Genomic DNA, 24,163 nt, shown 5'->3' on the forward strand with positions numbered 1-24,163 from the left:
TAGCTGTTAACACTACACACAATACGACGACAGAACAGATGATAGGACGCGGATCGTTACGGGAGATCGTATCCGTCCGATCGCGTGGCTCCGCGGGCTGGCAGCCGTGATGGACTCGGCGATGGACGTCGGCTCGAGAGATCCACCGGGGAGCCGCGCGACGAGACGGCCAGTGCGTACCGAAGTGGGTGGAAACCCGGCGCTGCTAGCTGATATCCCGGCGTGTGAACCAGAGCTGACTCGCGACGACGAGTACGAGTGTCATCCCGATCAAGACGGCTGCGCCGATGAGGTCGTACGTGCTCTCGAGGAGAATCTCGTTCGGATCGAAATAGCGTGTCGGAGAGATCACACCGACCGCTTCGTAGTCAGTGCCCTCGAGTAGCGACTCGAGCATGAACAGGCCGAACGTGATTCCGAGGGCGATCCGTTGGGCGATGCCGGTCCGATCGACGACGACGGAGGCGACCAGCCCGATCCCCGCACAGACGAACAGGTAGGGGATCGAGAGCGCGTGGACGGCCACGAGGTCGGTCGCCGAGATGGGTTCGCCGACCAGTTCCGCCGAGACGTAGACGACGATCGGCGTGACGACGTTGACGACGACGATCGGGACGGCAAGCGAGGCGTACTTCTCCGCGACGGTTCGGGCCCGCGAGATCGGCAGCGACAGCAGGATGTCCATCCGGCCGCGCTCGACGTCGTCGGCGATCACGCCGCCTCCGAGGTACGCGACGTAGAGGCCAAGCAGGATCACCCAGCCGAAGACGTAGAGTTCGAACGCGAGAAACCCCTCGAGGGTGGCCATCGTCTGTACGTCGAACAGCCGGATGACTTCCTCGGGATACGCCTGCAGGAGTTGCTCGTCGACGTCGTCGAACGACTCGCTGAAGGAGGGATAGATCCAGATGACGAGGGCCGCAAGCAGCGACATCGCAATCGAGAGATAGACACTCCCGCGGACACGATTCCGACTCTCGTACTGGAAAATCTCAAGCATCCTTCTCACTCCCGTAAAACCGCAGGAAAACCGACTCGAGGGGCGCCTCCTCGATCGTGAGATCGATCAGTTCGTACTCCTCGAGGACCGCGAGCAGATCGTCGACGGTCCCGGTGAATGTGAACGTATACTCACGGTACGCGCTGCCAGGGGCGTCGCCGTCCGCCCTGGCGCCCTCGGCAGTCGCCACGACAGTGCCGTCGGCACCGCCGACCTCGAGGTCGTGGACGCCCTCGAGGTTCCGTTCGAAGATCGAGGACGGGACGGGCTCGGCCGCGACGACGCGGACGACTTTCCCGCTGCGGTCGAGCAGTGCGTCGATCGGCTCGACGGTGACGAGTTTCCCCGACCGGATGATCCCGACGCGATCACAGAGGCGCCGCACTTCGCCGAGGATGTGCGAGGAGAAAAAAAGCGTCAGCCCGCGATCGCGCTCGCTCCTGACGAACTCGGCGAACCGCTGTTTCATCAACGGATCGAGTCCACCGGTGGGTTCGTCTAAGATCACCAGTTCCGGATCGTGCATGAACGTCGTCACGAGCCCGAGTTTCCGGACGTTCCCGTGGGAGTACTCTCGGACCGTCCGGTCCAACGGTGGATCGAACAGCTCGAGCAGTTCGTCGCTTCGCTCGTCGCCTTTGATGGCGGCGTGTAACTCGAGGATCTCTCGACCGGTCGCCGACTCGTCGAACTGTGGATCGTCTGGGAGATAGCCGATCCGTCGTTTGGCCTCGATGAGTTCTCGCTCGTCGGTGATATCTTGGCCCAACACGCGCCCACCGCCGGCCGTCGGCGAAATGAATCCAAGCAGCATGCGGATCGTCGTCGTCTTCCCGGCTCCGTTCGGGCCGAGATACCCGAAAATCTCGCCGCGCTCGACGGTAAACGACACGTCGTCGTTGGCCAGCACGTCCCCGTAATCCTTCGTCAACCCCTCGAGTTCGATCGCTGCCATGACACGGCGTTTGACGGCCGCTCGTATGTAACCAATCGACAATTCTCGTCGAAACCGAGTCTTTCGGTCGCCGATATCGCTTTCGAGTCATCCCGCGAGCGCGAAGGCAACGGCTATATACGGATTGCTGTACCGATGTCCCGGCGCGACCGCCCTCGGGTCGCGGGTGCGACGGCGATGACGGACAGGAAACCGTATACTGGTCGCGGTCACTTAACCCGGATATGAACGTCTCGTCGGTCGTCGACTGGCTTCGCTCGCCTCGTGCCGCGTTGCTCGCCAACGTCGCTCTCGTCATGACGGGCTCGGTCCTCGCCTTGCTGGCCATCGTCGACGTCATCACCGGGCTGCTCATCGTCACGATCGGATTCGGCGGGATCGTCGTCTCGTTGCTCGGTCAGCGGACCGACCGCGACGACTCCGACGAGTGATCCGTCAACCTCAGACGCGCCCGACAGTAACGAAAAACGGAACGGACTCCTCGCGGCGGTACTCCCGGGCCTCCATCTGTTCGATCACGTCCCGACCCATCTCTCGCCAGGCACTCCGGAGGTCGTCGTACTCCGCCTCGGTCAGCGTTCCCGAGAGCATGGTCTCGCGGTCGTCGGCCAGCCCTGCACCGGTCGCCTTGCGGCGGGCTGCGAGCAGCGCCGTCTCGCTGTAGGGCGGTTCGACCGTCCGGACGTGGTCGTACTGACGGGTCTCGAGGACGTCGAGGCCAGCCGTACCGAACGCCTCGCGAGCGTCGGCGCCGAGTGCGACGTCCGTCGGGATGCCCTCGAGATAGGCCTCGCGGGCCCGTCGCTCGAGACGCCCCTCGCTGTCGACGCTCGAGTCGATCTCGACGGCGGCGTTGTTCGGTTCGACGGCCGCGACGAGGTCGCTCGAGACGCGAGCGAACTCCGCGACGGCGGCCGCGGGATCGGGGAGATTGATCAACAGCGCCTGGCAGACGACGAGATCGAAGCTGTCGTCGGGAAACGGTAGCTGGAGGGCGTCACCGGCGACGACCGGCACGGGATCGGCGTGGCTCCCCGCGATCGCGAGTAAGTCCGTGTCGGCGTCACAGCCGACGACCGTCGCGTCGTCACCGGCTTCCTCCCGGAGGACGCGGCTCAACTCGCCGGTGCCACAGCCGACGTCGAGAATCCGGTCGTGGGACTGGAGGTCGAGTGGCTCGAGGGCGTCGCGGGAATCGTCCCACATCCCCTCGCGGGTCCGACGCAGGTAGTCCTCGGAGAACTCGCGCACGGCCCGACGTTGGGCCGATTCGAGTAAAAACGAGTCGGTTTCCGACGGCGCTGGCCGACAGCGGTCCGAATCAGTTTCCGGTCGTCACCCGAGTAGGTCACGACCGGCGGCGACGAACAGGACGAGACCGATCAGAATCATCGATCCCTGTGCGACGGCGGCGACGGTCGAGTCGACGGCGCCACCGGTGAGCAACGCGATCACGTCCGGAATGCCGCGGGCGGATCCGAGAACGCCGAGCAGGGAGAGGACGCCGATACCGAGGATGGCGAGTTTTTCTCGTCGGGTTTGTCGGGCTGCGACGCCGAGACCGGCGATGACGACGCCGAAGATGGCCGGAATGAGCGCCGTGATACTGGCGAACTCTGAGAGAACGTACGCACCGATGCCGATAACGACGAGGGCGGCACCGAGCGCAATACCGAGCGCGGGAGTCGGTCGAGCGGTAGCCATACTCGTCAGTCACGAGCCCGATGGAATAGGAGTTTCTAGTTCGGTTGACCGTCCGGATCAGTAAGAGCGCCTCGAGTTAGACAACCATTCACACTCCAAGCGCCGTGGCAGCCTCGCGGAGTTCGCCCGTCAACACGAGGCCAAGGGTTGCCGGTTGCCGTGTACGACAGCAACAGTACAACGAGAGAGTGGTACAGCTCCTCGTTTATCGACGCGAGACCGCTACTCCCGCAGTTCCGTCACCTTCTGGATGTTCCAGGCAAAGCCGCGCCCGTCCTCGGTCGGCGTCTCGAGGGCAAAGGGCAGGTCCCGCAGGTCGGGATGATTGACGATCGCCTTCATGCCTTCCTCGCCGATGTAGCCCTCGCCGATGTGGGCGTGTTCGTCCTTGTTGGTGCCGACGTCGTGTTTCGAGTCGTTCAGGTGGATGTACTCGAGGTACTCGAGGCCGACGACGTCGTCGAACCGCCCGACGGTTTCGTCGACTGCCTCGGGGGTCGTCAGGTCGTTGCCGGCGACCAGCGTGTGGGCGGTGTCGATACAGATCCCGATGTCGGTCTCGGTTCGGTCGATGATGCCAGCGAGGTGGTCGAACTTGCCGCCGAGTTTGGTACCGCTGCCCGCGTCGGACTCGATGAGAATCTGGACGCCGTTGGGAACCTCGAGCTCGTCGATGACGCTCGCGGCGTTGTCGAGTCCGCCCTCGACGCCGGCCCCAGTGTGGGCACCGAGGTGGACGTTGACGTAGGGGATACCGAGCTTGTCGGCGGCGTCGAGTTCCGCCTGCATGCTCTCTTTGGACTTGCGGCGCAGGTCCGCTTTCGGCGTACAGAGGTTGACCAGGTACGAGGAGTGGATCACCCACGGCCCCTCGAGGTTCTCGTCGGACTCCTCGCGAAAGCCCGCGGCGGCCTCGTCGCTGATCTCGGGTTGGGCCCAGACCTGTGGTGACGTGGTAAAGATCTGGCCGCAGTTGCCGCCGAAGGCGAGCTGGCGGTGGACCGCGTTGCGAATGTCGTCGTACGGAGGCGTTTCGTCGTCGGAGGAGACGCGCGAGCCGGAGATGGATACGTGTGCGCCGACCTTCATGGACGCCTGTCAGTACCGGTCGGTGATAGGGATACTGATTTCGGGAGTCGACGAGTCGATCGCGTCGCGACCTTTTTCATCGCGATGTCCGTGGTCGGCGTATGGTCAACACGGCGGTCCAGTTGTACTCGCTGCGCGGTATCGACGCGTCGCTCCCCGACGTTCTCGATCTGGTAGGCGAGACCCCAGTCGACGGCGTCGAGTTCGCCACTCGCATCCGCGCCGACGACACCGACCTCGAGGCGGTCGCCGACGCACTCGAGCGGAACGATCTCGTTCCCGTCGCGGCCCACGTCGAGTTGCCGGCGCTGAAAGACGATTTCGACGAGGTGACGAGCCGCTACGCGCGACTCGGCTGCGAGACGCTCGTCGTCCCGTGGCTCGAGCCCGACCGATTCGAATCGAAGGCAACGGTAGCGGACGCGGCCGCTCGACTCGAGACCGTCGCGGCCGACCTCGCCGCGGACGGGTTCGAGCTTCAGTACCACAACCACGACCAGGAGTTCGTCTCCCTCGGCGACGGGACCGGGCTGGACGAACTGCTCGCGCGGACGGCCGACGTCGGCCTCGAGGTCGACCTCGGTTGGGCTCGAGCGGCCGGGGCTGATCCTGTCGCAGTCGTCGACGCGTACGCCGACCGCATCAGCCACGCTCACGTCGCCGACGTCGACGTCGAGACGGGGACCTGCGTCGAACTCGGCGACGGGGATCTCGATCTCGAGCGCGCACTCGAGGCGACACGGCGGGCCGACGTCGAGTGGGTCGTGTACGAACACGACGACCCGGCTGACCCCCGCGAATCGCTCGTTCGCGGGACCGAACGACTCGATGCACTCTGCTGATACTGTCGGAGAGCACGATTCACCGGTCGGTCGCACGACTGGGCCGTTGCCGACGGTGACGGCCGCGAATCCGCGACCGACGGGTCACTGACTGCTGTCTGACAGTATGAAACGGTCCACCAGCCGACGCCACCGTGGTACGTTTACTCATAACAGTGCGGTGGTGGAAGGAAACCCGTTTACTTCCCCCACGCCTGGGACGGACAATGAGTACGAGTTACCGGATCGGACTCGTCGGCAAACCCTCGGTCGGCAAGTCCTCTTTTTTCAACGCGGCGACGATGAACGACGTTCCCGAAGGGGCCTACCCGTTTACGACGATCGACCCCAGCGTGGGCGAAGCCTACGTCCGTGTCGACTGTGCGGCTCCCGAATTCGACGAGGAGTGTACGCCAAACGTCGGCTACTGCGATCACGGCACGCGGTTCGTCCCGACGAAACTCGTCGACGTCGCCGGGCTAATTCCCGGCGCCCACGAGGGTGCAGGGCTTGGCAACCAGTTCCTGACCGACCTGAACGAAACCGACGTGCTCGTCCATGTCGTCGACTTTTCGGGGACGACGGACCTCGAGGGCGAAGCCACCGAGGATCACGATCCCCGTGAAGACATCGCGTTCCTAGAGGAGGAACTCGACCAGTGGTATCTCGACGTCTTAGAGAAGGGAATCGAGCGCTACGAGTCGGGCTATACGACCGAAGACGACGCCATCGAGGAGGAACTCGCCGAGCAGATGAGCGCCTTCAAGACCAACGAAGACGAGATCAAGCGTCTAATTCGGCGGGTCGACGTCGGCTTCGATCCCGACGAGTGGGACGAGGCGGACAAACTCGAACTCGCCCGTGAGATCCGCAAAGAGACCAAGCCGATGGTGATCGCGGCCAACAAGATGGACACCCCCGAGGCCCAGGCCAACTACGAGGAGATCACGTCGGATCCCGACTACGAGCACCTGACGATCGTCCCCTGTAGCGCCCACGCCGAGAAGGCCCTGAAATCGGCTGACAAGGCCGGCGTCGTCGACTACCAGCCCGGCGACGCTGACTTCGAGATCGTCGGCGACGTCTCCGGCGAGCAGGAGGAGGGCTTAGAGCAGATCCGGGACTTCCTCGACGAGTACGGCGCGACGGGCGTCCAGGCGGCCCTCGAGACCGCGCTGTTCGACGTGCTGGGCGTGACGCCGGTGTTCCCCGGCGGCGCGAACGGCCTGGGTAACGAACGCGGCGAGGTGTTGCCCGACTGCTATCTGATCCCGCCGGGGTCGACCGCCGAGGACTTCGCGTACAGTCTCCACTCCGACATCGGCGACGGCTTCCTCCACGCGATCGACTGTCGGACGAACCGCCAGCTCGGAGCCGACTACGAAGTCGAACCGCGAGACGTGATCGAGATTATCACGACGAACTGATACCGTAGCCGACTCTCGACGCAACCGGCTGCGTGCTGACTTACCGGAAAATCGGTGCCGCAATCGTATCGGGAGCCGATCCCACTCGAGTGCGAACTTGATCGTCGGAAACCGACTAGTGGCGGTCCACGCCTGCACTGCTGGGTCGAATCCTGCGGTGTCGTCCGATTCGACCCAGCAGTCGACGGGTGGAACGGTACTAGCTCGGCGGCTGCCGTTCGCGGACGTGTCCGAGCGCCTCGAGGAACATGGCACAGACGAACAGGGTCGGGATCCCGGCGAACAGTAACTCGGGAACGCCGACGTCGATCGCCCCTGCCGTTTCGATCGGCAACTCGGTGGGAACCGGGATCGTGAGCGTCTGCCCGTCCGCCAGCCAGACACCCGGGAGCAGGAGCGCGAGCATGATTACCGATCCGAGCGGCCGTTTCATCGGTCGCTCACCCCCGTCGTGGCGCTGCCAGCATCGTCGGCACTGCGTCCGTCGCTTTCGTCGGTTCGAGCCTCGCTGACGCCGTCCTCACGCATGGCGAGTTCGACGTCGTCTCGAGATCGTTCCCACTCGGGTGTCTCCCACTGTTCGGCGAGTTCGGTCGCGTCCTCGTCCCAGCCGGCGGCGTCCCACTGTCTGGCGAGTTCGATCTTCTCGGCCGGCGGCTTCAGATCGAACGAGTCGGGAAGCGACTCGATGAACGTCGTTCGCTCGAGCAGTCCGTCGAACGTCGAGTTCTGGATCCCGAGACCGGGGCGGGCGTTGATCTCGAGAACCATCGGGCCCTCGTCCTCGTCGACGACGATGTCGACACCGGTGTAACCGAGTCGGGAGACTTCGGCGGCCTTGACCGCCGTCGACAGGATCTCGGCCCAGCCGGGGATCGCAAACGCCTCGAGGTCGACGCCGGTGTCGGGATGTTCGTCGAACCACTTGTTCGTACTCTGGTAGCCGCCCTGTGCCTGTCCGTTGGCGACGTCGAGGCCGACGCCGACCGCGCCCATGTGGAGGTTCGCCGCCCCGTCGGACTCCTCGGTCGGGAGCCGCGTCATCGCCATGATCGGGAACCCTTTGAAGACGATCACCCGAATGTCGGGGACACCCTGACCGGCGATCGAGAGCAGGTGGTCGTCGGGGTGGATGAGCCCCTCGATCACCGCGACGCCCTCGAGGCCCATCGGGTCGTACTGTCCTTCGACGATCGAGCGGACGTGTCCGAGCAGTTCGTCGGGCGTTTTGTCACCCGTCGACGTCTCGAACGTTCCGTCCTCGTTTCGTCCGGTGACGACGACGATCCCCTCACCGCCGTAGCCGCTGTCGGGTTTGATGACGAACTCGTCGCGACCGTCGATGATCGACTGTGCCGTCTCAAGTTCGTCCAGCGAGCCGACGAGCGCGTACGTCTCCGGCGTCGAGACGCCGGTGCCGTGGAACGTTCGCTTCATCGACGCCTTGTCGATCTCCGGATACAGGTGTGGCGGGTTGTACTCCTTGATTAAGCGATTTCGACGCTGCATCGACATGACGGTCGTCGGCTCGACGCGGGAGACGTCACGACCGACCAACTGGTTGAGACGGGCCCACGCGTTGTGGAGTCCCGCACGGATCGTGCTTCCAGCGGCGCTGAGCCGTGAGCCGCGGTAGACGTTCGAAAACCGGAGATACTCTTTGACCCGCATGTTCGACCGGGTACCGAAGTAGACGTTCGCCGCGAGCACGAGTGCCCACGTCTCCGGCGTCTCCATGAACCAGGTGATGAGCGCTTCGTTACCGATGATCGCCGCTGCGATGACGATGGCGACGACCGTCCACGAGAACCGGATCGCGGGTGCACGCCAGTCGCGCTCGGAGAGTTCACGAGCGAACCGGTCTGCGTACCACGCGGTGACGATCGCCGGGAAGAACACCTGCAGCGCGTCGACCTGTGCCGGCAGGACCCCGGTGTCGCTCATGACGTGAAACGACGTGATCCCGATCGAGACGACCATGACGAGCGCACCGATCCGATGGGCGGTCCCGAGGCGGAACGGTTCGATCACGAGATACGTCGCGAGCGCGATCAAGAAGACGTTGGTGAACAACACGAGACCCCAGAAAATGCCGCTTTCGACCAGAATAAACGAGATGATGATCGGACCGAACATCCCGTACGTGACGAGTCCGACCTTGCTTCGCAGGACCGCGACGACCAGCCCGGCAATGAGCAGTTCGAAGAAGACCCGATAGGGCTCGAGTGGCTGTTGAGCGAAATCGAGCCGATACCTAAACTCGACGCCGAGGACGGCAACGACCGCGAGTAGCCCCACGAGAGGGGCATACTTCGCGAATACGGACGCGAGTACGGACTGGATCCGTCCGAACCGCTCCGTAGCCGACCCGACGGCTCCGTTTTGGAGAGACATCATCGGTTAGTCGACCGACCGGTTCATTGCTATCGACGGGATAAGGCGACACGTAACGGCCAGCACAACGAATCGGCAACCGTTGTCGCGCGTGCAAGTAGCGATCGAACGGGAGGATAAACGATTTCGAGAGTCGTAATTATATTTCGGTTGACGTCATCTATTCCAGACCAGGTGCGTGGCGACCGTGTCGAGTCGATCGGCGACCCGCGAAAGCCAGCCGTCCGGAGAGAGCCGCTTCAGTTCGGTTTCGTCGACCTCGATACTGTCCTCGCCGTAGGGATCCCGCGTTGCTCGTTCGTCGGCGTCTCGATCGCCGTTTGCAGTGTCGACCACAACGGACAGCGAACAACGACCACAGGCTTCACGGTCTTTCGCCATAGTGGGTGGTAGGAACTCGCACATCATAGTGCTATCGCGGATCGGCCCTCGAGCGGCGCTGCGATCTGTTCAGCCGACGCCGGTGCCGACTACAGTGCCGACGGACTTTTGAGCACGTCGTGCCATCCCTACGCATGAACGAGTCCGCCGCCGAGTTGCGACCGCTCGGCCGGGACGTCCCGAGCAACGGACGAGACGGTGACCACCATGAGTGAGCGCACGCGTGATCCCGACGATGGTGAGACGCCGACCGATTCGCTCGAGTCGACGGACAACGAACTCGAGAACATTCCCGACTGGGACGACGAGTACGTCGATCGAGTGAGCGACCGACTGTTGCACAACTACGACCTCGAGAAGGACGTCGCCGTCGATGGTGAGCAGTTTACGCTGTACGGCGAGATGGAACTGGTAAGCAAGAAACACTTCCTTCATCCTGCGTTGTCGATTGCCGAACACGAGTCGACCGAACACCTGTTCGTCCGTCGTGTCGACCGCGTCGACGACCGAACGCTCGATCGGGTCGTCGATCTCGGGCACCGACTGTCGAGCGACTGGATCGACGCCGACGAAGAACACTTCTCGACGGAGTTTACGTTCGTCCTGATCGCACCCTCGATTCCCGACGACGTCTGCGAGCGCGTCGAAGCGTTCGATGGGCGACGGCTGCTGAAGTGGGGGTATCACGGCCACTACGAGATTAACCTGGTCGTCGTCTCGCCCGACGACGAGCACCTGGTCGCAAGCGAGAACGCCGACGTCGCGACCGCGTTCCGGCTCTGGGAGCCGATCGAACACGAGGAGCCCGGACTGCTCGGATTGATCTCGCGCCGACTACAGCTGTAACGATAGCGGCTCCGTTTCGCGTGGTTTTCTCGAGTCGTCGGTCGTCCTCGATACGATCTGCTTTACTCAGCCGGCCCAGCCGCGACCCGACTACGGTTGTGCCGGAAAATCGTTACAACAGTCGTAGAGCCGCGAAAACGTGAAATCGGAGATCGCGATCAGTCGTCGTCGGTACTCACGTCGGCTGCGACGCCGTCGTCGGTCTCACGAGCCGACGACATGTTGTCGTACCCGATCTTGAACAGCGACAGCGCGAGATAGAGGAGCACCCCGATGATCACGAGCTGTGCGACCGCCGAGACCTGCCCGATCAGCCCTGTCTCGGCTTCGGCGGTGATACCGAGTAGTCGACCGGCCAGGATCTGATAGAGCCCGACCCAACTGAGACCGATGACCGTGATGAATCCCATCAGTGCCATCGGACCGCCGGTGGAGATCAGCTGCTTGGATGGACTCCAGTTGGCCAGCCAGATAGTGCCGGTCAGCAGCGCCAGCGACGCCAGCAACTGGTTGGCGCCGCCAAACAGCGTCCAGAGGTCCTCCCAGCGGCCACTACCCAGTAGCGCGAAGGCGACGATCGCGATGACCGTCGTGTTGACGTAACGGTTTGCCGCGTACGACTCGACTTGCGTCTCCGGCGTGCCGACGATCTCCTCTAGCATGTACCGACCGAGTCGAACCGCCGTGTCCATACTCGTTAGCAGGAAGCTCGCGAGCACGAGCGCCATAAAGGGCGCGGCGTACTCGAACGGAATACCGAGGGCGGTGAGGATCGCACCACCGCCAGTCGCGAAGTTCGGCAGCGCCAGCCCGATCCCGCCATCAGCGGCCGGAATCGCGACGATCGCCACCGCACAGAGTGCGACCGCAGCGAGCAGGCCCTCGGCGAGCATGCCGCCGTAGCCGATCAGTTTGGCGTCGGTCTCCTTGTCGAGCTGTTTCGCGGTCGTTCCCGAGGAGACCAGCGAGTGGAAGCCGCTGATGGTCCCACAGGCGATAGTCAGGAACAGCAGCGGGAACAGCGGCATCAGCGGGATGAGCCCCTCTACGGCGAGGGGGCCGTTCTGGCCGAGGAAACCGTACCACGCGCCGGTCACGATGTCGAGATTCAGCTGGGCACCGGTGTCGGGATGGACCGCGTCGGCACCCGTTCCCGTGATGAACGTCCCGACGATGACCGCGAGCAGCGACCCGCCGACCCCCGCATAGAGGAGGAACGACGAGAGGTAGTCACGCGGCTGCAACAGCATCCACACCGGCAGGACGCTCGCGGCCGCACCGTAGACGAGCATCGCCAGCACCCACGCGCCGATGTTGGGGCTCTCGAGCAGTGTCGGGACGAACGCGGGCGTCGAATCGAACAGGACGGTCGTTCCCGCGGGGTAGTCGCCGGGGACGATCGCCAGCGGGTACTGGATGCCGACCCAGACCGAGCCGAAGACACCGGCGACGAAGACGACCGTACCGACCGAGAACGGCAGGCCGAGCTGGTAGAGCCAGACCCCGAAGATGAACGCGAGCGTGATGTAGATGAGACTCGCGGTCGCTGCCTGGGGATACGCGTCCAGTACGACCCCGATGACCAGTGCGAACACCGCGACGACGAGGATCGTCAGCAGGAACGCGAACCACAATAGCATGTTCTTCCCGCGTTCACCGACGTATTCGCCGATGATGTACCCGATCGACTTCCCCTCGTGTCGGAGGCTGCTCGACAGCGAGATGAAGTCGTGGACGGCACCCAAAAGCGGGTTTCCGATCGCCACCCACAGCACAGCCGGTAGCCACCCCCAGATCAATGCAGCCGTGATCGGACCGACGACGGGTGCGCCGCCTGCGATACTCGAATAGTGATGCCCCAGTAACACCGGCTTCTTCGCCGGCACGTACTCCTGACCGTCTTGGTACTTGTGTGCTGGCGTCTCCCGACTGTTGTCGAGGTCGACGAACTGCGCGAGGTACCGCCCGTACGCGACGTACGCGGTGGTAAACGCGACCAGCACCAGTGCCACGATCCATATCACACCTGCCATGGTATTCTCTCTCTAGCCAGGGGTGGGACGGCAACACTATAAATATAATTCATTGTGATTCGTACTAGGTTCGATCATTTACACGAATAGCGTCGGAAACGAACGCTCGTGTAATATTTCTCTGCTTATCAACCCTCAAATTATAGTGTCAGTCGTATCGATACGGAGGAGTCCCGTCTTCGTCGACTCGCCCGCGGTCGGGCAGACCGCTGTACCAGCGTCCGCGTAGATCTACGACCCGCTCGTCGGACGGATTGCTGGTATCAGTCGTGCTGGGAGGCGGTACAGTGTCCGTATCAGCTGCTGACTGCGATCTCGAGGTCGTCGGCGACGTCCTCGAGGAGATTCCCGCGGACTTCCTCGACGCGGGTTTCGATCGTCGCCACGACGGGTGGTTCGAGCTCCCGTTCGATCCGCTCGAGTCGGTCCCGTTCGGTCCCGACGCGGTCGCGCAGATAGCGTGCGCCCCGTCCCTCCTCGTGGGGTTCCGGCTCCGGCGTCAGTCGGTTGACGACGAGCCCGCAAACGGGCAGGTTGGCCTCAGTGAGGGTCTCGAGCGACCGCGCCGTCTCCTGGATCGAGAGGTCGTCGGGGTTTAAGACGAGATAGAAGGCGGCGTTCCCGCGGAGCATCTTCCCGGCGAACTCGAACCGCTCCTTGCGCTCCTGGAGACGTGCGAGGATCGGATCACCCTCCATCACGCGACGGGGCTCCCGGTCACCGATCGCGGCCTTTTCATAGAGATCGATACTTCGCTTGCGTTTGTCCATCAGTCGATCGATCCAGCGCTCGAGGAGGTCCGGCAGCGCGAGCAGCCGCAGCGTCGACCCGGTCGGCGAGGTATCGAAGACGACGCGGTCGTAGTCGTCGGCGGTGGCCATCACGTCGACGAACCGGTCGAACAGTGCGGCTTCGTAGGCGCCGGGGGTCTGGTGGGCCATCTCGAGTTGCAACTCGACCTCGTTGACCATCGTCGCCGAGAGCTGTGCGTCGAGCTGTCTGCGTAGCTCCTGGAAGTGGTCCTGGACCTCCCGTTCCGGATCGATCTCCATCACCGAGAGCCCGTCGTATCTCTCGACGGGTCGGGGCTCGTCGCCGAACTCCTCGTCGAAGACGTCGGCCGTGCTGTGGGCCGGGTCCGTCGAGACGAGCAGCGTCTCGAGGTCGGCGTCGATACACTCGAGTGCGTAGGCGCTCGAGACGGTGGTCTTGCCGACGCCGCCTTTGCCGCCGAAGAAGGTAAACCGAGACATCGACTCAGAAGTGGTACTGGTGGCCCTTGCGTTCGACGACCGACTGGCGGTCCCACAGCCGTCGCTCCCAGTCTTCGTACTCGTCCTCGAGGTACGGCAGCAGTTCGGCCGTATAATAGGAGACGGGACTGGGAATCCCGAACGCGTCGGGGAAACACGCGAGCATGAACGCGTCCTCTAGATCCTCGGCTTCCGCCTCGATCTTCTCGTAGGCCGGATGGGAGATCATGCCGTGGTAGAGCCCACGGAGCCACTCCTCGAGTGTGGCTCGAAAGGCGGCGATTCGGTCGGCGAGTGTCATCGTCGGTCATGCTCGGGCCCGGGGACAAAAAGCTGTCGTGGACGGCCCGACGGAACCCGGGAGTCGACGCTGTCAGACACGTGTCTGCCGAACAGTTACACGTCTCGGCGGTGAACAACGACCTGCACCCGGATTCCTGTGGGGCGACGCTTGCCCCGAACACCGCACTCGGAAGTAGCGACTCGGCGTTTACCTGTCGTGAAAACGGGAGCGGTGGTGTGTCTTCTGCGACGGCTCCCGTGAGAGACCGTCACGACTGGAGCGTAATAATGGCATCGACCCCGAACGTGTCGGTCGGTAGAGGTGATTGCGAGACGATGGTTCCTGAGACGGCCCTCGTTCGTCAGCCCCGGCAGGGCCGCGACCCGGCTGGGCTGGGACATCGGTACAGCAGACCGTATGAGTCTCGAGACCCAACGCCGTCGTATGTATGCCGACTCGGACGCGATTCCCGTCACCGTCCTCTCGGGGAGTCTTGGAGCCGGAAAGACGACGTTGGTAAACCACCTCCTGGGAAACGCCGGCGAGCGAGATCTCGCCGTTCTCGTCAACGACATGGGATCGGTCAACGTCGACGCCGAACTCGTCGCCGAGGGCTCCGATCTAGATGTCGAAGGCGGCGTCGCAGAGCTCTCGAACGGCTGTATCTGCTGTGAACTCCAGGACGACCTCGAGACCGCAGTCGTTCGCCTGGCCCGCAATCGGGACTTCGACCACCTGCTCGTCGAAGCGTCGGGCATCTCCGAACCCGAACCGGTCGCTCGGCTGTTCACGACGTCCTCGCGCGTGGCCGCGAGCTACGAACTCGACGCGCTCGTGACCGTCCTCGATACGCGGCGTTTTCTCGACGCTTTCGCCGGAACGGACGTCCCCGAACGACGGGGGACGGACGACGAGACCAGACCGCTCTCTGATCTCCTGATCGAGCAACTCGAGGTCGCGAATCTCGTACTTCTCAACAAGGCCGACCTGTGTGAGCCCGCGGAACTCGAGGAGGCCGAGGCGCTCGTCCGTGCGCTCCGACCCGACGCCGAGACGATCCGAACGGAGTTCAGCGCGGTCGATCCCGACCGGATCCTCGGTGTCGACCTGTTCGATGCCGGCCGACTGGGTGAAGCGGCCGGCTGGCAGCGCGCGCTCGAGGAAGACGGTACGAACGGCGACGACGCCCACGTCCACGACCACGACGACCACGATCACCGTCACCCCGACGAGGTGTACGGCGTCGACTCCATCGTCGTCCGCCATCGACGTCCCGTCCATCCCGAGCGGTTCGCCGCGTTCCTGCGGGAGCTCCCCGACGGCGTCGTCCGCTCGAAAGGCGTCGCCTGGGTCGCCGGTCGCGACCTGAAGATCGATATCGCCCAGGCCGGCCCCTCCGTTCGGGCAAGCGCCAGCGGGCCGTGGATCGCTGCCCTCCCCGAGGTCCGTCGGGACCTCTATCGTTCGAACCGCCCCGACCTCGAGTGGCACGACGAACACGGCGACCGGCGGACCGAACTCGTCTTCATCGGCACCGATCTCGAGGCACCACGGCTCCGGTCGGCGCTCGAGGACTGTCTGGTCACCGACGACGAGTGGGAACGGGAAGACGACCTCGAGAACCCGTTTCCCAGTGGGGACGACGAAGCTGTCGTGCTTCGTGAACCGTCGTCGAAGCGTTCGCCGGACTAAAGCGGCGACTGCTCGATGGGTCCGGCAGTATCAAAACGCGTCCTCGAGGGCATCGAGCAGCCGATTCAGTTCACCGTTCCGTTTCCAGGCGGCGATCCGGTCGCCGAAGGGCAACGGCGCGGCCAGCGAGACTGACGAACGGAGCCGCACCCGCGTTCCGTCGGGGGCATCCTCGAGTTCGATCCACGTCTCCATCGCCTCGAACGGACCCTGTTCGCCCTCTTGTGTGTAGTAGATCGCCCCGTCGCGGTCCTCGAATCGCAGCGGAAGCGCCATTCCGGGACCGCTGGCGACGACGACGACCGCGTCGCCACGGTCGTCGACCTCCGCGACGTCGAAGCTCCCCTCGGCCCGGACGATCGTCGGTGGATCGAGCCACTCCGAGAGCTCCGCCGGCGTCGCGTCGACGACCCGATCGACCGTCACCTCGCGCATACCGTCCACGTTCGCGGGCGTCGACATAAATGGCGGTGTCGCGGTCGAGCAGGGAAATCGCTAAGTGAGCCACGTCCCCTGTTCCGTCATGGCTAATCCCGACGACGGCCAAGGCGGCTTACAGGAGGGCCTCGAGTCCTCGAAAGGGGACCCGCGGGTGCTGATCGTCATGAACGCGGTGTTGTCGGCGCTGTTCGCCGCGATGCTCGTCTGGGGGCTGTCGCTCGTCGGTACCATCGAGTACAGTCTCACGACCGTCGCGATCGCGGCCGTCGCCGTGTTCGTTCTCACGCACGTGATGACGCGGCCGTAAACGTCCTCCCGGCTGATACGGACTGCTGTAACGATCCGGACGAGGCGACAAGTACTCACGGCCGGCTCCCATCAGATCAGCTAATGGACGTGCGGACCGCGTTGTCCTATCGCCCCACGAAGCCCGAGCTCGCGGTTTTCGTCTCCGGGATCGTCAGCATGGGCCTCGAGATTCTGGCCGTCCGACTCATCGCGCCGCAGTTCGGGAGCCACATCTACACCGTCGGTGGGATCCTCACGGTCTGTCTCGCCGCGTTGAGTCTTGGCTACTGGCAGGGCGGCAAACAGGCCAGTACGGCGACGAACCGGGAGATGTCGTGGCTAATGCTCGCGACGGCCGTCTACATCGCCGTCGTGATCTACGCGAGTGACCTGTTGCTCACCTACACGTCGACGCTCGCCCTGTCGCCACGCTATGCCGCCTTGCCGGCCGCGATCGTGCTCTTTGGACCGCCGACGTATTTGCTCGGCTTCATCAGTCCGTACGCTGCTGAACTCTCCCAGAAGACGGGAATCGGCGAGGCGTCGGGCCACGTCTACGCGCTGGGGACGATCGGGAGTATCCTCGGCTCGGCCCTAACTACGTTCGCACTCATCCCCGCACTGAGCGTCGACGCCATCGGCGTGCTCTTCGGACTGTCGCTCGTCGGTGCCGCGATCGTGCTCAACGCCCCTTCACTCCCGCGGAAGCCAACTCTCGCGAGCATCGCGGTCGTCGTCGTCCTCGTCGCTGCGACCGGCGCCGGCCCGGTCGCGCTCGACCACCGCGGCGACGTCGTCTACCAGACCCAGACGGCCCACCAGGAACTCGAGATCGTCGACGACGGCGACGTCCGCACGATGTACCTGGATGGCGCCCGCCACAGCGCGGTCGACCTCGAGGACCCCGACCGACACGTCTTCGAGTATACGAAGTACTTCCACCTGCCGATGCTCATGGCCGACGATCCCGATGACGTCGACAACGTATTGTTCGTCGGCGGTGGCGGCTACACCGGCCCACAGGACTTCGAGGAACGCTACGATGTCGACGTCGACGTCGTCGAGATCGATCCCGAAGTCACCGCCGCTGCCGAGAACTACTTCGGCCTAGAGCACGGCGAGAACCTGACCTCCCACGTAGACGACGGCCGCCAGTTCCTCCAGAACACCGACGAGACCTACGACGTGATCGTCCTCGACGCCTACAAACAGGACCAGGTCCCCTTCCATCTGACCACAATCGAGTTTATGGACCTCGTCAGCGACCGGCTCGCCGACGACGGCATCCTCCACGCGAACGTCATCGCCGCACCCAGCGGCTCCGCTGCCGAGTTCTACCACGCCCAACACGAGACGATGGCGGAAGCGTTCCCCGACACGTACAGCTTCCGGACCTCCGACTCGAGTGCGATCCAGAACATCCAGGTCGTGGCGACGAACGAGCCAACCGACTTCACGACCGACGAGTTGGCCGACCGAAACGACGAGCGCGACCTCGGTGTCGACCTCGCCGATGCCATCGACAACCACATGGACGAGCCCGAGACCGACGCGCCCGTCCTCCGTGACGACCGCGGCGAGGTCGACAGCCTGCTCGATCCGATGCTCGGCCAGCGATACGTCATCGAGGAGACCGACGGGGACTCGACCTCGAGCGAGCCGACCGCTGCGGCCGTGAGACCGGTGACGTAAGCGCCGACGACGTCACCGGTGACGGGCGGTGAGATACGATCGAGCGGTCACCGACTACCGATCGGCGGCTGCCTGTCACGTCTCTCTGACCGTGAGTACAGGAACCTCGCTCTTGCGGACCACTTTCTCGGTGACGCTCCCGAGGACGAGACGATCCGCACCCGACCGACCGTGGGTTCCCATCACGACCGCGTCGATATCCGCCTCGTCGACGTAACTGAGGATCTGTGCGTGTGGGCTCCCGTGTTCGATCGCCTCGACGACCTCGAGGTCGTACTCCGCGGCCCGTTCGGCGACGTCGGCGGTCGCTTCCTCGCCTTCCGATCGCTGTTCGTCGACGACGTCCTCCCACTCCGCGGACGCCGGTTTCGGGCCGGCCGAGAACCTGCCGAGAGGGATCGGTTCGACGACGTACAGCGCGTGTAACTCGGCGTCTTGCTGCCGTGCGAGTTCGATCCCTTCCTCGATCGCGGCCGCTGCCGGCTCGCTCCCGTCAGTCGGCACGAGAATACGGTCGTACATTTCGTCGCGTACATCGACGCGCCGACGAATGTAGGTTTCGGCAATTCCAACGGTTGGACTGCCGAATCGCGTTCTCAGTCCGTCCCGCCGCCCGTGACGACGACCGGCCGATCGGTGTTCAGGATCACCGACTGGGTGACGCTGCCGAACACTGCTTTCCCGACCGGGGAGCGTTTCCGTCCGCCGAGAACGATCGAGTCGACGTCGTACTCCTCGGCCTCCTGTACGATGTCGCTTTCCTCGGCGTCGCCGCTTCCCTCGAGGACGGTGACGTCGACGCCGTTGTCCTCGAGGTGGTCCATCGCCCGGCGAACGGAGCCGATCCGCGATGCCGATTTGAACTGTTCGAAGTCCTTTGGCAACTCCTCGTCGTCCTCGGTGAAAATAAAGAGGAGATACGCTTCGACGGAGTCGGCCGCGTTCGGCAGCGACGAGACGTACCTGGCCTGTGTGACTGCTCGCTCCTCGTTCGTATCGACGGGTACCAGTACACGATACATAGTAACAATATAACACACCTCAGTGATAAAACCGACTCCAATTGTCATGTCGACGGTTCGAGTCGGGTGGACCGACGGCCTCGTCACTCGCGAAGCGAGCGGCGCTGGATCTTCCCGGTCGACGTCGTCGGGAGTTCGTCGACGAACGCGATGTGTTTCGGGTACTCGTACTCGGCCAGCCGATCACGGACGAGCTCGCGGATCTCCGTCCGCAGTCGGTCGGAATCGTAGTCGTCGGTCGCGGGCTGGACGTACGCTTTGATCGCCTCGCCACGGGTCTCGTCGGGGACGCCGACGACGCCGGCCTGTTCGGCCTCGGGATGGTGGAGGATCGCCTCCTCGACCTCCATCGGACCGACGCGGTAGCCGCTCGTGAGGATCACGTCGTCGGCTCGAGAGACGAACCACAGGTAGCCGTCGTCGTCGCGATAAACGAGGTCGTCGGTGAGGAACCAGCCGTCGTCCGTCCGCTTCTCGGCCGTTTTCTCGGGTCGTTTCCAGTACTCGTCGAAGAAGACCCGCCGGTCACCGGGCTTGACGGCGAGTTCACCGACCTCGCCGGTCGGGAGTTCCGTCCGCGTCTCGGGGTCGAGCACCCGGACCTCGTATCCAGGAAACGGTTTCCCCATACTCCCCGGCTGCGTCTCGAACCAGTTCGCGGAGTTGCCGACGACGAGATTCAGCTCCGTCTGGCCGTAGAACTCGTTGATCGCGACGTCCGCGAAGGTCTCTTCGACCCAGTCGACGACCTCCGAGGTCAGCGGCTCGCCCGCCGAGGCAAGCGTCTCGAGGGAAAGGTCGTACGCTTGCTCGGGGTCGTCGACAGCCATCAGCAGCCGGAGCGCGGTCGGGGGCATGAACGCCGTCGTCACGTCGTGGCGTTCCATGAGGGCATACGCGTCCTCGGGGTCGAACCCGTCGCGTGGCCAGCCGACGACCGTACAGCCGTGGTGCCACGCGGCGAACAGCGTTCCGCCGAGGGCGGCGCCCCAGGCCCAGTCGGCCGGCGTCCACAGCGTCGCCGCCCCCGGCTCGAGTCCGTGATCGAAGTAGTTGTACGCCGCAGCGGCCCGGCCGAGCCACAGCGCGTGGCTGTGGCGGACACCCTTCGGTGGTCCCGTCGAGCCGCTCGTGTACATGATCGCCGTCGGCGTCTCGGGTGTTGCGTCGTAGACGTCGATCCCCGGCTCGGCGGCGGCGAGCAGTTCGTCGAAGGCGTCGGCGTCACCCGTCACGGTGTCGGCGTCGCCGAGTTCGATGACGATCTCGAGGGACGGACAGTCGTCGCGGATCTCCTCGATCGCCTCCCGGACGCTGGGGTCGACGACGACCGCCGTTGCATCGCTGTCCTCAAGTCGGTACTGGAGGGCGTCGCGGCCGAAGAGAACGGTCAGGGGAACGGAGACGGCGCCGAGTTTCCAGTTCGCCAGGTGGGTGATCGGGTTCTGGGGTTTCTGTGGCACGACGACGCCGACGCGGTCACCCGCCTCGACGCCGCGGTCGGCCAGTGCGGCCGCGAGTCGATCGGAGCGCTCGTCGAGGTCGTCGAAGGAGTAGGTCTCGAGACCGCTATCGGGATCCTCGTATCGCAGCGCCGTTCGACTCGTATCGTCGTGTTTTCGCAGGAAGTCGACCGCGGGGTTGAATTCGTCGGGAAGCTCCCACGAGAACTCCTCGTGGGCTCGTTCGTGCGTTTCGAACGTCGGCATCACCGTCCATGACATACGCGCGTGTACTGGTGCTAACATATAGCGTTTTTCGACACCACTATCGATTCGATCAACGGCAAGAAACACTCGAGAAACGACGCGAAACGGCCGTAGACAACGACGTTCCCCTTTTCGAACATCATCGACAGCCATAAAGCCACGATTGAAACAGGTGAAGGGCTATCCGACGACCGCCGCCACGCTCGAGTAACATGCAACTCGAGCAAGCGAGTCCGGAGACTAGTTGGTCCGGAACCGTTCCAAGCGCCGTCGATCTGCGGGTCGTCGGAGTGGTCGTGGTAACGGGCGGACTGGCAGCATCGTTGAACGTCCCGTACGGTGGCATGGTGATGGCGATCGCGGCGTTCGTTGCACTCGTTGGTGGCGGTATCGTCGCTCACCTGCTCGGCGAACGGAAACTGCGTCGGATCACGGACGGCCTCGTCGAGCGGTGGGTCGAGGCCGGGGGTCACGTCGAGGAGGTTACCCGGTCGTCCGACGGAATGCGGACGGAGTGGATCGTCCACACGCCGGACGGCGAGATTACTATCGGCGGTCTCGCGTTGGTCCCGATCGCTCGACTGACCGTCGAATGGCAGGGCGTCGGTGATACGATGGACGCAAGCGAAGCGGAAACGCACCTCGACGCGCTCGCCGACAGCCTCTACGAGGAGATCTTCGAGATCGGTTCGGCGACGAAACGCTGACGGCTCCCCGTCGGCGACGGTGGACCCCGCTACAGCACTGTTCGCCGACCGACAACGCGAATGCAGCCGTCTCGAGTCGTCAAGTGGCTGCGACGGACCAACGTGACAACAGAACCTGCGTCTACGGAAAACCTTATTATGTGGCATGATAACCTGAACCATGGGTAGATAGCACATGAAACGATACGACAAACGCTTCGAATGTCAAAGTTGTGCAACGAAAGTGCATCCTGTCTCCTACCGTTCGAACTGTCCGGACTGTGGCGGATCGCTACGGTCCACGACGAACCGATATTGATGGCGGCGCTTTCGGGACCGACACTACAATCGTTTCTATCTCCGGTTTTTGTTGGGCATTCAGAGACCATTCGGCCACTATTATGACCAGGTTCCTACTGTACTAGGATCTAGAGGACGTATGTCCACAGCGATTATGTAGTGTGGCGAGTTACCACACTCCAATCGATGCTCGAAATACCGATCGAACACGTCCTGACGTCTGCCTCCCGAACGCTCCGGCCGGAGACACCGATCAGCGAGGCCGCACAGCAGCTTCGCGATCCCGAGGTGTCGGCACTGGTCGTCCTCGAGGACAAGTCCGTCGTCGGCATCGTCACCGAATCGGACGTCGTCGCGTACGTGGCCGAAACCGTAGCGCCCCACCCGGTCGCCACGATCATGTCGTCGCCAGTGGCTACGATCGGTCCGGATGAATCGATCGCGACGGCGGCCAGGCGAATGGGAGACGAGGGGGTGAAACAGCTACCGGTCGTGGACGGAGAGACCTATCGCGGACTCGTCTCGGCCGAGGCGCTCGCCCCCTACCTCTCGCGGCGACGACTCGAGATCGACTGGCAGGACGACCCGATGCGAATCGACGCCGACGACGGGGGTGTCGTCTCCACTGGCGACTAGTGGCATCGGACACAGTACCGTTCCACCCGTCGACTGCTGGGTCGAATCGGACGACACCGCAGGATTCGACCCATCAGTTCAGGCGTGGACCGCCACTAGTGGCGTCCCCAGCCTGCAGTGATGGGTACAACCGATAGCGGTCGGCTGTGTGTACGCATCACTCGACGCTGGGGACGGTACTAGAATCGCTGCAGTCGGACTTCGTCGTCGGTGATCTCGTCGATGTGATCCTCGTCGAGGTGGTACCGCTCCATCCCGTCGGCGACGTCGCGGTCGCGGTGGAGCCGCGACGTGATCGACTCACTCATCTCCGCGCCGGGTTCGACGTACGCGACCCCCGTGCCGACTTCGTCGATGACGCCGATCTCCTTCCCGTTCGTGTTGACGACCCGCTTCCCTTCGTCGTCGATGGTGAGGTTGGCGCACATAGCTACCCGTTGGCCGGGCGGCAGGGTATACGTCGGCCCTCCATGTGCCTATCCCCGCCGGACCGGTGTCGTCTCCGGGGCAACTCTCGAGTCCGAACCGATTCGTTCGGGCGCGCTCCGGGAGACGCTGGGGGGGTCTAGGTAGTTTCTTGTTCGCGCCGTCCGTCTAGTGTGAACATGTCCCAAACGATCCGTATCAATCGAAACGATCTCACTGCGAAGGAGATCGTAGCCGAACTCAACGCCGGCAACCGGGTAATCATCGAACTCGAGATCCTCGGCAGGACGTTACAGATGGCGCTTCGCAGGCGGGACGAGACGTACTACTGCGATACACCGATGAAACTGCTCACCTTCGAGACCGAAACGGAGATGCGGGAGTGTCTCGAGCGGTACCGACTCGCGAAGTCGGAGGCCGACGCCGAAACCGATATTTCGGCCTCCGCCGCGGAGTAGTACGGATCGCCGTCGGCCGATGGCGGCACGCCCCCGAACACGGCTGGGGGTGGCCAGACGAGACAGAAGACCGTGTACGGATCGACCCAGAGCCGGCCAACTGTTATCCCGGTACTCGTCGGAGACACGAGACGAGAATGACCGACACTGACCGGAACATGGAAGCGCTCATGCTTTCGGACGATCCCGAGTTCGAACGGGTCATGGAGTGCGTTTTCGGGATTCAACCTCACGAGGCGCGAACGTACTTCCAGTTACTCGAAGTTCCAGGGAGTACGGTCGCCGAACTCGCCGCCGATCTCGAGCGCGACCGGAGCAACGTAAACCGGTCGCTGTCGACGCTCTGTGACACCGAGCTAGTCTACCGCGAACGACGGCTTCTCGAGGGCGGGGGATACGTCTATCAGTATTTCGCGGTTCCGTTGCCGGAGGCACAGGAACTGATGCACGAAGCCGTCGACGAGTGGGCCGAGACGGTCCACGGACGCATCAACGAGTTCAGTCCGTGAGACGGATAGCGGTCCGTTTCTTTATATAAACTGTCGCAGGACGTGCGTTACCGATACACAACCGCCACAGCGACATCGTCGATCCCGCCATCTGTTCACGCGTATGCCAACCGAACGA

Annotated in this window: 28 protein-coding genes; 12 read left to right on the forward strand and 16 right to left on the reverse strand. The window is 63.7% G+C overall.

Going from position 1 to position 24,163, the window contains the following annotated elements; translation table 11 throughout:
• Positions 1-205: 205 nt before the first annotated feature.
• Both RBH26_RS12145 and RBH26_RS12150 read right to left on the reverse strand, forming a co-directional pair.
• A complete protein-coding gene (locus tag RBH26_RS12145) occupies positions 206-1,000 on the reverse strand; it encodes an ABC transporter permease subunit (RefSeq protein ID WP_306758574.1) in 795 nt (264 codons plus the stop codon).
• Positions 993-1,955 carry an ABC transporter ATP-binding protein gene (locus RBH26_RS12150; RefSeq protein WP_306758576.1) on the reverse strand — a complete coding sequence of 321 codons (963 nt, stop codon included), beginning with the start codon at positions 1,953-1,955 and terminating at the stop codon, positions 993-995. Before RBH26_RS12150 ends, RBH26_RS12145 begins: the two co-directional genes overlap by 8 nt.
• Positions 1,956-2,179: 224 nt before the next feature.
• Between RBH26_RS12150 and RBH26_RS12155 the strand changes: the two genes are divergently transcribed.
• Entirely contained in the window at positions 2,180-2,386 is a 207-nt protein-coding gene (locus RBH26_RS12155) for a hypothetical protein (RefSeq protein ID WP_306758577.1), read from the forward strand.
• Between the two features lie 10 nt (positions 2,387-2,396).
• Here RBH26_RS12155 and RBH26_RS12160 read toward each other — a convergent pair whose 3' ends face one another.
• The 3 genes from RBH26_RS12160 to RBH26_RS12170 all read right to left on the reverse strand — a co-directional run bounded on the left by RBH26_RS12160 (position 2,397) and on the right by RBH26_RS12170 (position 4,748).
• Entirely contained in the window at positions 2,397-3,206 is an 810-nt protein-coding gene (locus RBH26_RS12160) for a methyltransferase domain-containing protein (protein ID WP_306758578.1), read from the reverse strand.
• Between the two features lie 84 nt (positions 3,207-3,290).
• The gene (locus RBH26_RS12165) at positions 3,291-3,659 is read right to left on the reverse strand and encodes a hypothetical protein (protein ID WP_306758579.1); all 369 of its coding nucleotides are present in this window, start codon (positions 3,657-3,659) and stop codon (positions 3,291-3,293) included.
• 222 nt (positions 3,660-3,881) lie between these two features.
• Positions 3,882-4,748, reverse strand: coding sequence for a deoxyribonuclease IV (locus RBH26_RS12170; protein WP_306758580.1), 867 nt, complete (start codon positions 4,746-4,748; stop codon positions 3,882-3,884).
• A gap of 101 nt (positions 4,749-4,849) precedes the next feature.
• On the opposite strand from RBH26_RS12170, the gene RBH26_RS12175 reads away from it, so the two are divergent.
• Positions 4,850-5,590 (forward strand): sugar phosphate isomerase/epimerase, encoded by a 741-nt coding sequence (locus RBH26_RS12175; RefSeq protein ID WP_306758581.1) that lies wholly within the window; start codon positions 4,850-4,852, stop codon positions 5,588-5,590.
• Positions 5,591-5,796: 206 nt separating this feature from the next.
• Positions 5,797-6,996 (forward strand): redox-regulated ATPase YchF, encoded by a 1,200-nt coding sequence (locus tag RBH26_RS12180; protein WP_306758582.1) that lies wholly within the window; start codon positions 5,797-5,799, stop codon positions 6,994-6,996.
• A 199-nt stretch (positions 6,997-7,195) separates the two neighbouring features.
• Here the strand turns inward: RBH26_RS12180 and RBH26_RS12185 are convergent, their stop codons facing one another.
• From RBH26_RS12185 to RBH26_RS12195, 3 genes are all read right to left on the reverse strand, one after another.
• On the reverse strand, positions 7,196-7,429 hold the full coding sequence (locus tag RBH26_RS12185) for a hypothetical protein (RefSeq protein ID WP_306758583.1): 234 nt from the start codon (positions 7,427-7,429) through the stop codon (positions 7,196-7,198).
• Positions 7,426-9,393 carry a sugar-transfer associated ATP-grasp domain-containing protein gene (locus tag RBH26_RS12190; protein ID WP_306758584.1) on the reverse strand — a complete coding sequence of 656 codons (1,968 nt, stop codon included), beginning with the start codon at positions 9,391-9,393 and terminating at the stop codon, positions 7,426-7,428. Before RBH26_RS12190 ends, RBH26_RS12185 begins: the two co-directional genes overlap by 4 nt.
• A gap of 153 nt (positions 9,394-9,546) precedes the next feature.
• Positions 9,547-9,771 (reverse strand): hypothetical protein, encoded by a 225-nt coding sequence (locus tag RBH26_RS12195; RefSeq protein WP_306758586.1) that lies wholly within the window; start codon positions 9,769-9,771, stop codon positions 9,547-9,549.
• Positions 9,772-9,978: 207 nt separating this feature from the next.
• Here RBH26_RS12195 and RBH26_RS12200 point away from each other — a divergent pair, with 207 nt between their 5' ends.
• Positions 9,979-10,617: a hypothetical protein gene (locus tag RBH26_RS12200; protein WP_306758588.1), complete on the forward strand. Its 639-nt coding sequence runs from the start codon at positions 9,979-9,981 to the stop codon at positions 10,615-10,617.
• Positions 10,618-10,775: 158 nt separating this feature from the next.
• On the opposite strand, the gene RBH26_RS12205 is transcribed toward RBH26_RS12200, so the two are convergent.
• From RBH26_RS12205 to RBH26_RS12215, 3 genes are all read right to left on the reverse strand, one after another.
• The gene (locus RBH26_RS12205) at positions 10,776-12,650 is read right to left on the reverse strand and encodes a carbon starvation CstA family protein (RefSeq protein WP_306758589.1); all 1,875 of its coding nucleotides are present in this window, start codon (positions 12,648-12,650) and stop codon (positions 10,776-10,778) included.
• A gap of 296 nt (positions 12,651-12,946) precedes the next feature.
• On the reverse strand, positions 12,947-13,903 hold the full coding sequence (locus RBH26_RS12210) for a TRC40/GET3/ArsA family transport-energizing ATPase (protein ID WP_306758590.1): 957 nt from the start codon (positions 13,901-13,903) through the stop codon (positions 12,947-12,949).
• A 4-nt stretch (positions 13,904-13,907) separates the two neighbouring features.
• On the reverse strand, positions 13,908-14,204 hold the full coding sequence (locus RBH26_RS12215) for a hypothetical protein (RefSeq protein ID WP_306758591.1): 297 nt from the start codon (positions 14,202-14,204) through the stop codon (positions 13,908-13,910).
• Between the two features lie 426 nt (positions 14,205-14,630).
• Between RBH26_RS12215 and RBH26_RS12220 the strand changes: the two genes are divergently transcribed.
• Positions 14,631-15,878: a GTP-binding protein gene (locus RBH26_RS12220; protein ID WP_306758593.1), complete on the forward strand. Its 1,248-nt coding sequence runs from the start codon at positions 14,631-14,633 to the stop codon at positions 15,876-15,878.
• Positions 15,879-15,908: 30 nt separating this feature from the next.
• Here the strand turns inward: RBH26_RS12220 and RBH26_RS12225 are convergent, their stop codons facing one another.
• A complete protein-coding gene (locus RBH26_RS12225) occupies positions 15,909-16,313 on the reverse strand; it encodes an SRPBCC family protein (RefSeq protein WP_306758595.1) in 405 nt (134 codons plus the stop codon).
• An 88-nt stretch (positions 16,314-16,401) separates the two neighbouring features.
• Between RBH26_RS12225 and RBH26_RS12230 the strand changes: the two genes are divergently transcribed.
• A complete protein-coding gene (locus RBH26_RS12230; RefSeq protein ID WP_306758596.1) occupies positions 16,402-16,626 on the forward strand; it encodes a hypothetical protein in 225 nt (74 codons plus the stop codon).
• An 83-nt stretch (positions 16,627-16,709) separates the two neighbouring features.
• Positions 16,710-18,299, forward strand: coding sequence for a fused MFS/spermidine synthase (locus tag RBH26_RS12235; protein WP_306758597.1), 1,590 nt, complete (start codon positions 16,710-16,712; stop codon positions 18,297-18,299).
• A 75-nt stretch (positions 18,300-18,374) separates the two neighbouring features.
• Here the strand turns inward: RBH26_RS12235 and RBH26_RS12240 are convergent, their stop codons facing one another.
• The 3 genes from RBH26_RS12240 to RBH26_RS12250 form a co-directional block, all read right to left on the reverse strand.
• On the reverse strand, positions 18,375-18,821 hold the full coding sequence (locus tag RBH26_RS12240; protein ID WP_306758598.1) for a universal stress protein: 447 nt from the start codon (positions 18,819-18,821) through the stop codon (positions 18,375-18,377).
• A gap of 74 nt (positions 18,822-18,895) precedes the next feature.
• Positions 18,896-19,321 carry a universal stress protein gene (locus RBH26_RS12245; protein ID WP_306758599.1) on the reverse strand — a complete coding sequence of 142 codons (426 nt, stop codon included), beginning with the start codon at positions 19,319-19,321 and terminating at the stop codon, positions 18,896-18,898.
• 83 nt (positions 19,322-19,404) lie between these two features.
• On the reverse strand, positions 19,405-21,045 hold the full coding sequence (locus RBH26_RS12250; protein WP_306758600.1) for an AMP-binding protein: 1,641 nt from the start codon (positions 21,043-21,045) through the stop codon (positions 19,405-19,407).
• A gap of 197 nt (positions 21,046-21,242) precedes the next feature.
• On the opposite strand from RBH26_RS12250, the gene RBH26_RS12255 reads away from it, so the two are divergent.
• The 3 genes from RBH26_RS12255 to RBH26_RS12265 all read left to right on the forward strand — a co-directional run bounded on the left by RBH26_RS12255 (position 21,243) and on the right by RBH26_RS12265 (position 22,652).
• Entirely contained in the window at positions 21,243-21,737 is a 495-nt protein-coding gene (locus tag RBH26_RS12255; protein ID WP_306758601.1) for a hypothetical protein, read from the forward strand.
• A 175-nt stretch (positions 21,738-21,912) separates the two neighbouring features.
• On the forward strand, positions 21,913-22,035 hold the full coding sequence (locus tag RBH26_RS12260; protein ID WP_306758602.1) for a rubrerythrin-like domain-containing protein: 123 nt from the start codon (positions 21,913-21,915) through the stop codon (positions 22,033-22,035).
• Between the two features lie 167 nt (positions 22,036-22,202).
• Complete coding sequence (locus RBH26_RS12265) at positions 22,203-22,652, forward strand: CBS domain-containing protein (RefSeq protein ID WP_306758603.1); 450 nt, start codon at positions 22,203-22,205, stop codon at positions 22,650-22,652.
• Positions 22,653-22,831: 179 nt separating this feature from the next.
• Here RBH26_RS12265 and RBH26_RS12270 read toward each other — a convergent pair whose 3' ends face one another.
• A complete protein-coding gene (locus RBH26_RS12270) occupies positions 22,832-23,080 on the reverse strand; it encodes a hypothetical protein (RefSeq protein WP_306758604.1) in 249 nt (82 codons plus the stop codon).
• A 177-nt stretch (positions 23,081-23,257) separates the two neighbouring features.
• Here RBH26_RS12270 and RBH26_RS12275 point away from each other — a divergent pair, with 177 nt between their 5' ends.
• Entirely contained in the window at positions 23,258-23,536 is a 279-nt protein-coding gene (locus RBH26_RS12275) for a hypothetical protein (RefSeq protein ID WP_306758605.1), read from the forward strand.
• 137 nt (positions 23,537-23,673) lie between these two features.
• The gene (locus RBH26_RS12280; RefSeq protein ID WP_306758606.1) at positions 23,674-24,045 is read left to right on the forward strand and encodes a helix-turn-helix domain-containing protein; all 372 of its coding nucleotides are present in this window, start codon (positions 23,674-23,676) and stop codon (positions 24,043-24,045) included.
• The last annotated feature ends 118 nt before the right edge of the window (positions 24,046-24,163 follow it).

The organism is Natronolimnohabitans sp. A-GB9 (genome assembly GCF_030848565.1).
GTDB lineage: Archaea > Halobacteriota > Halobacteria > Halobacteriales > Natrialbaceae > Natronolimnohabitans.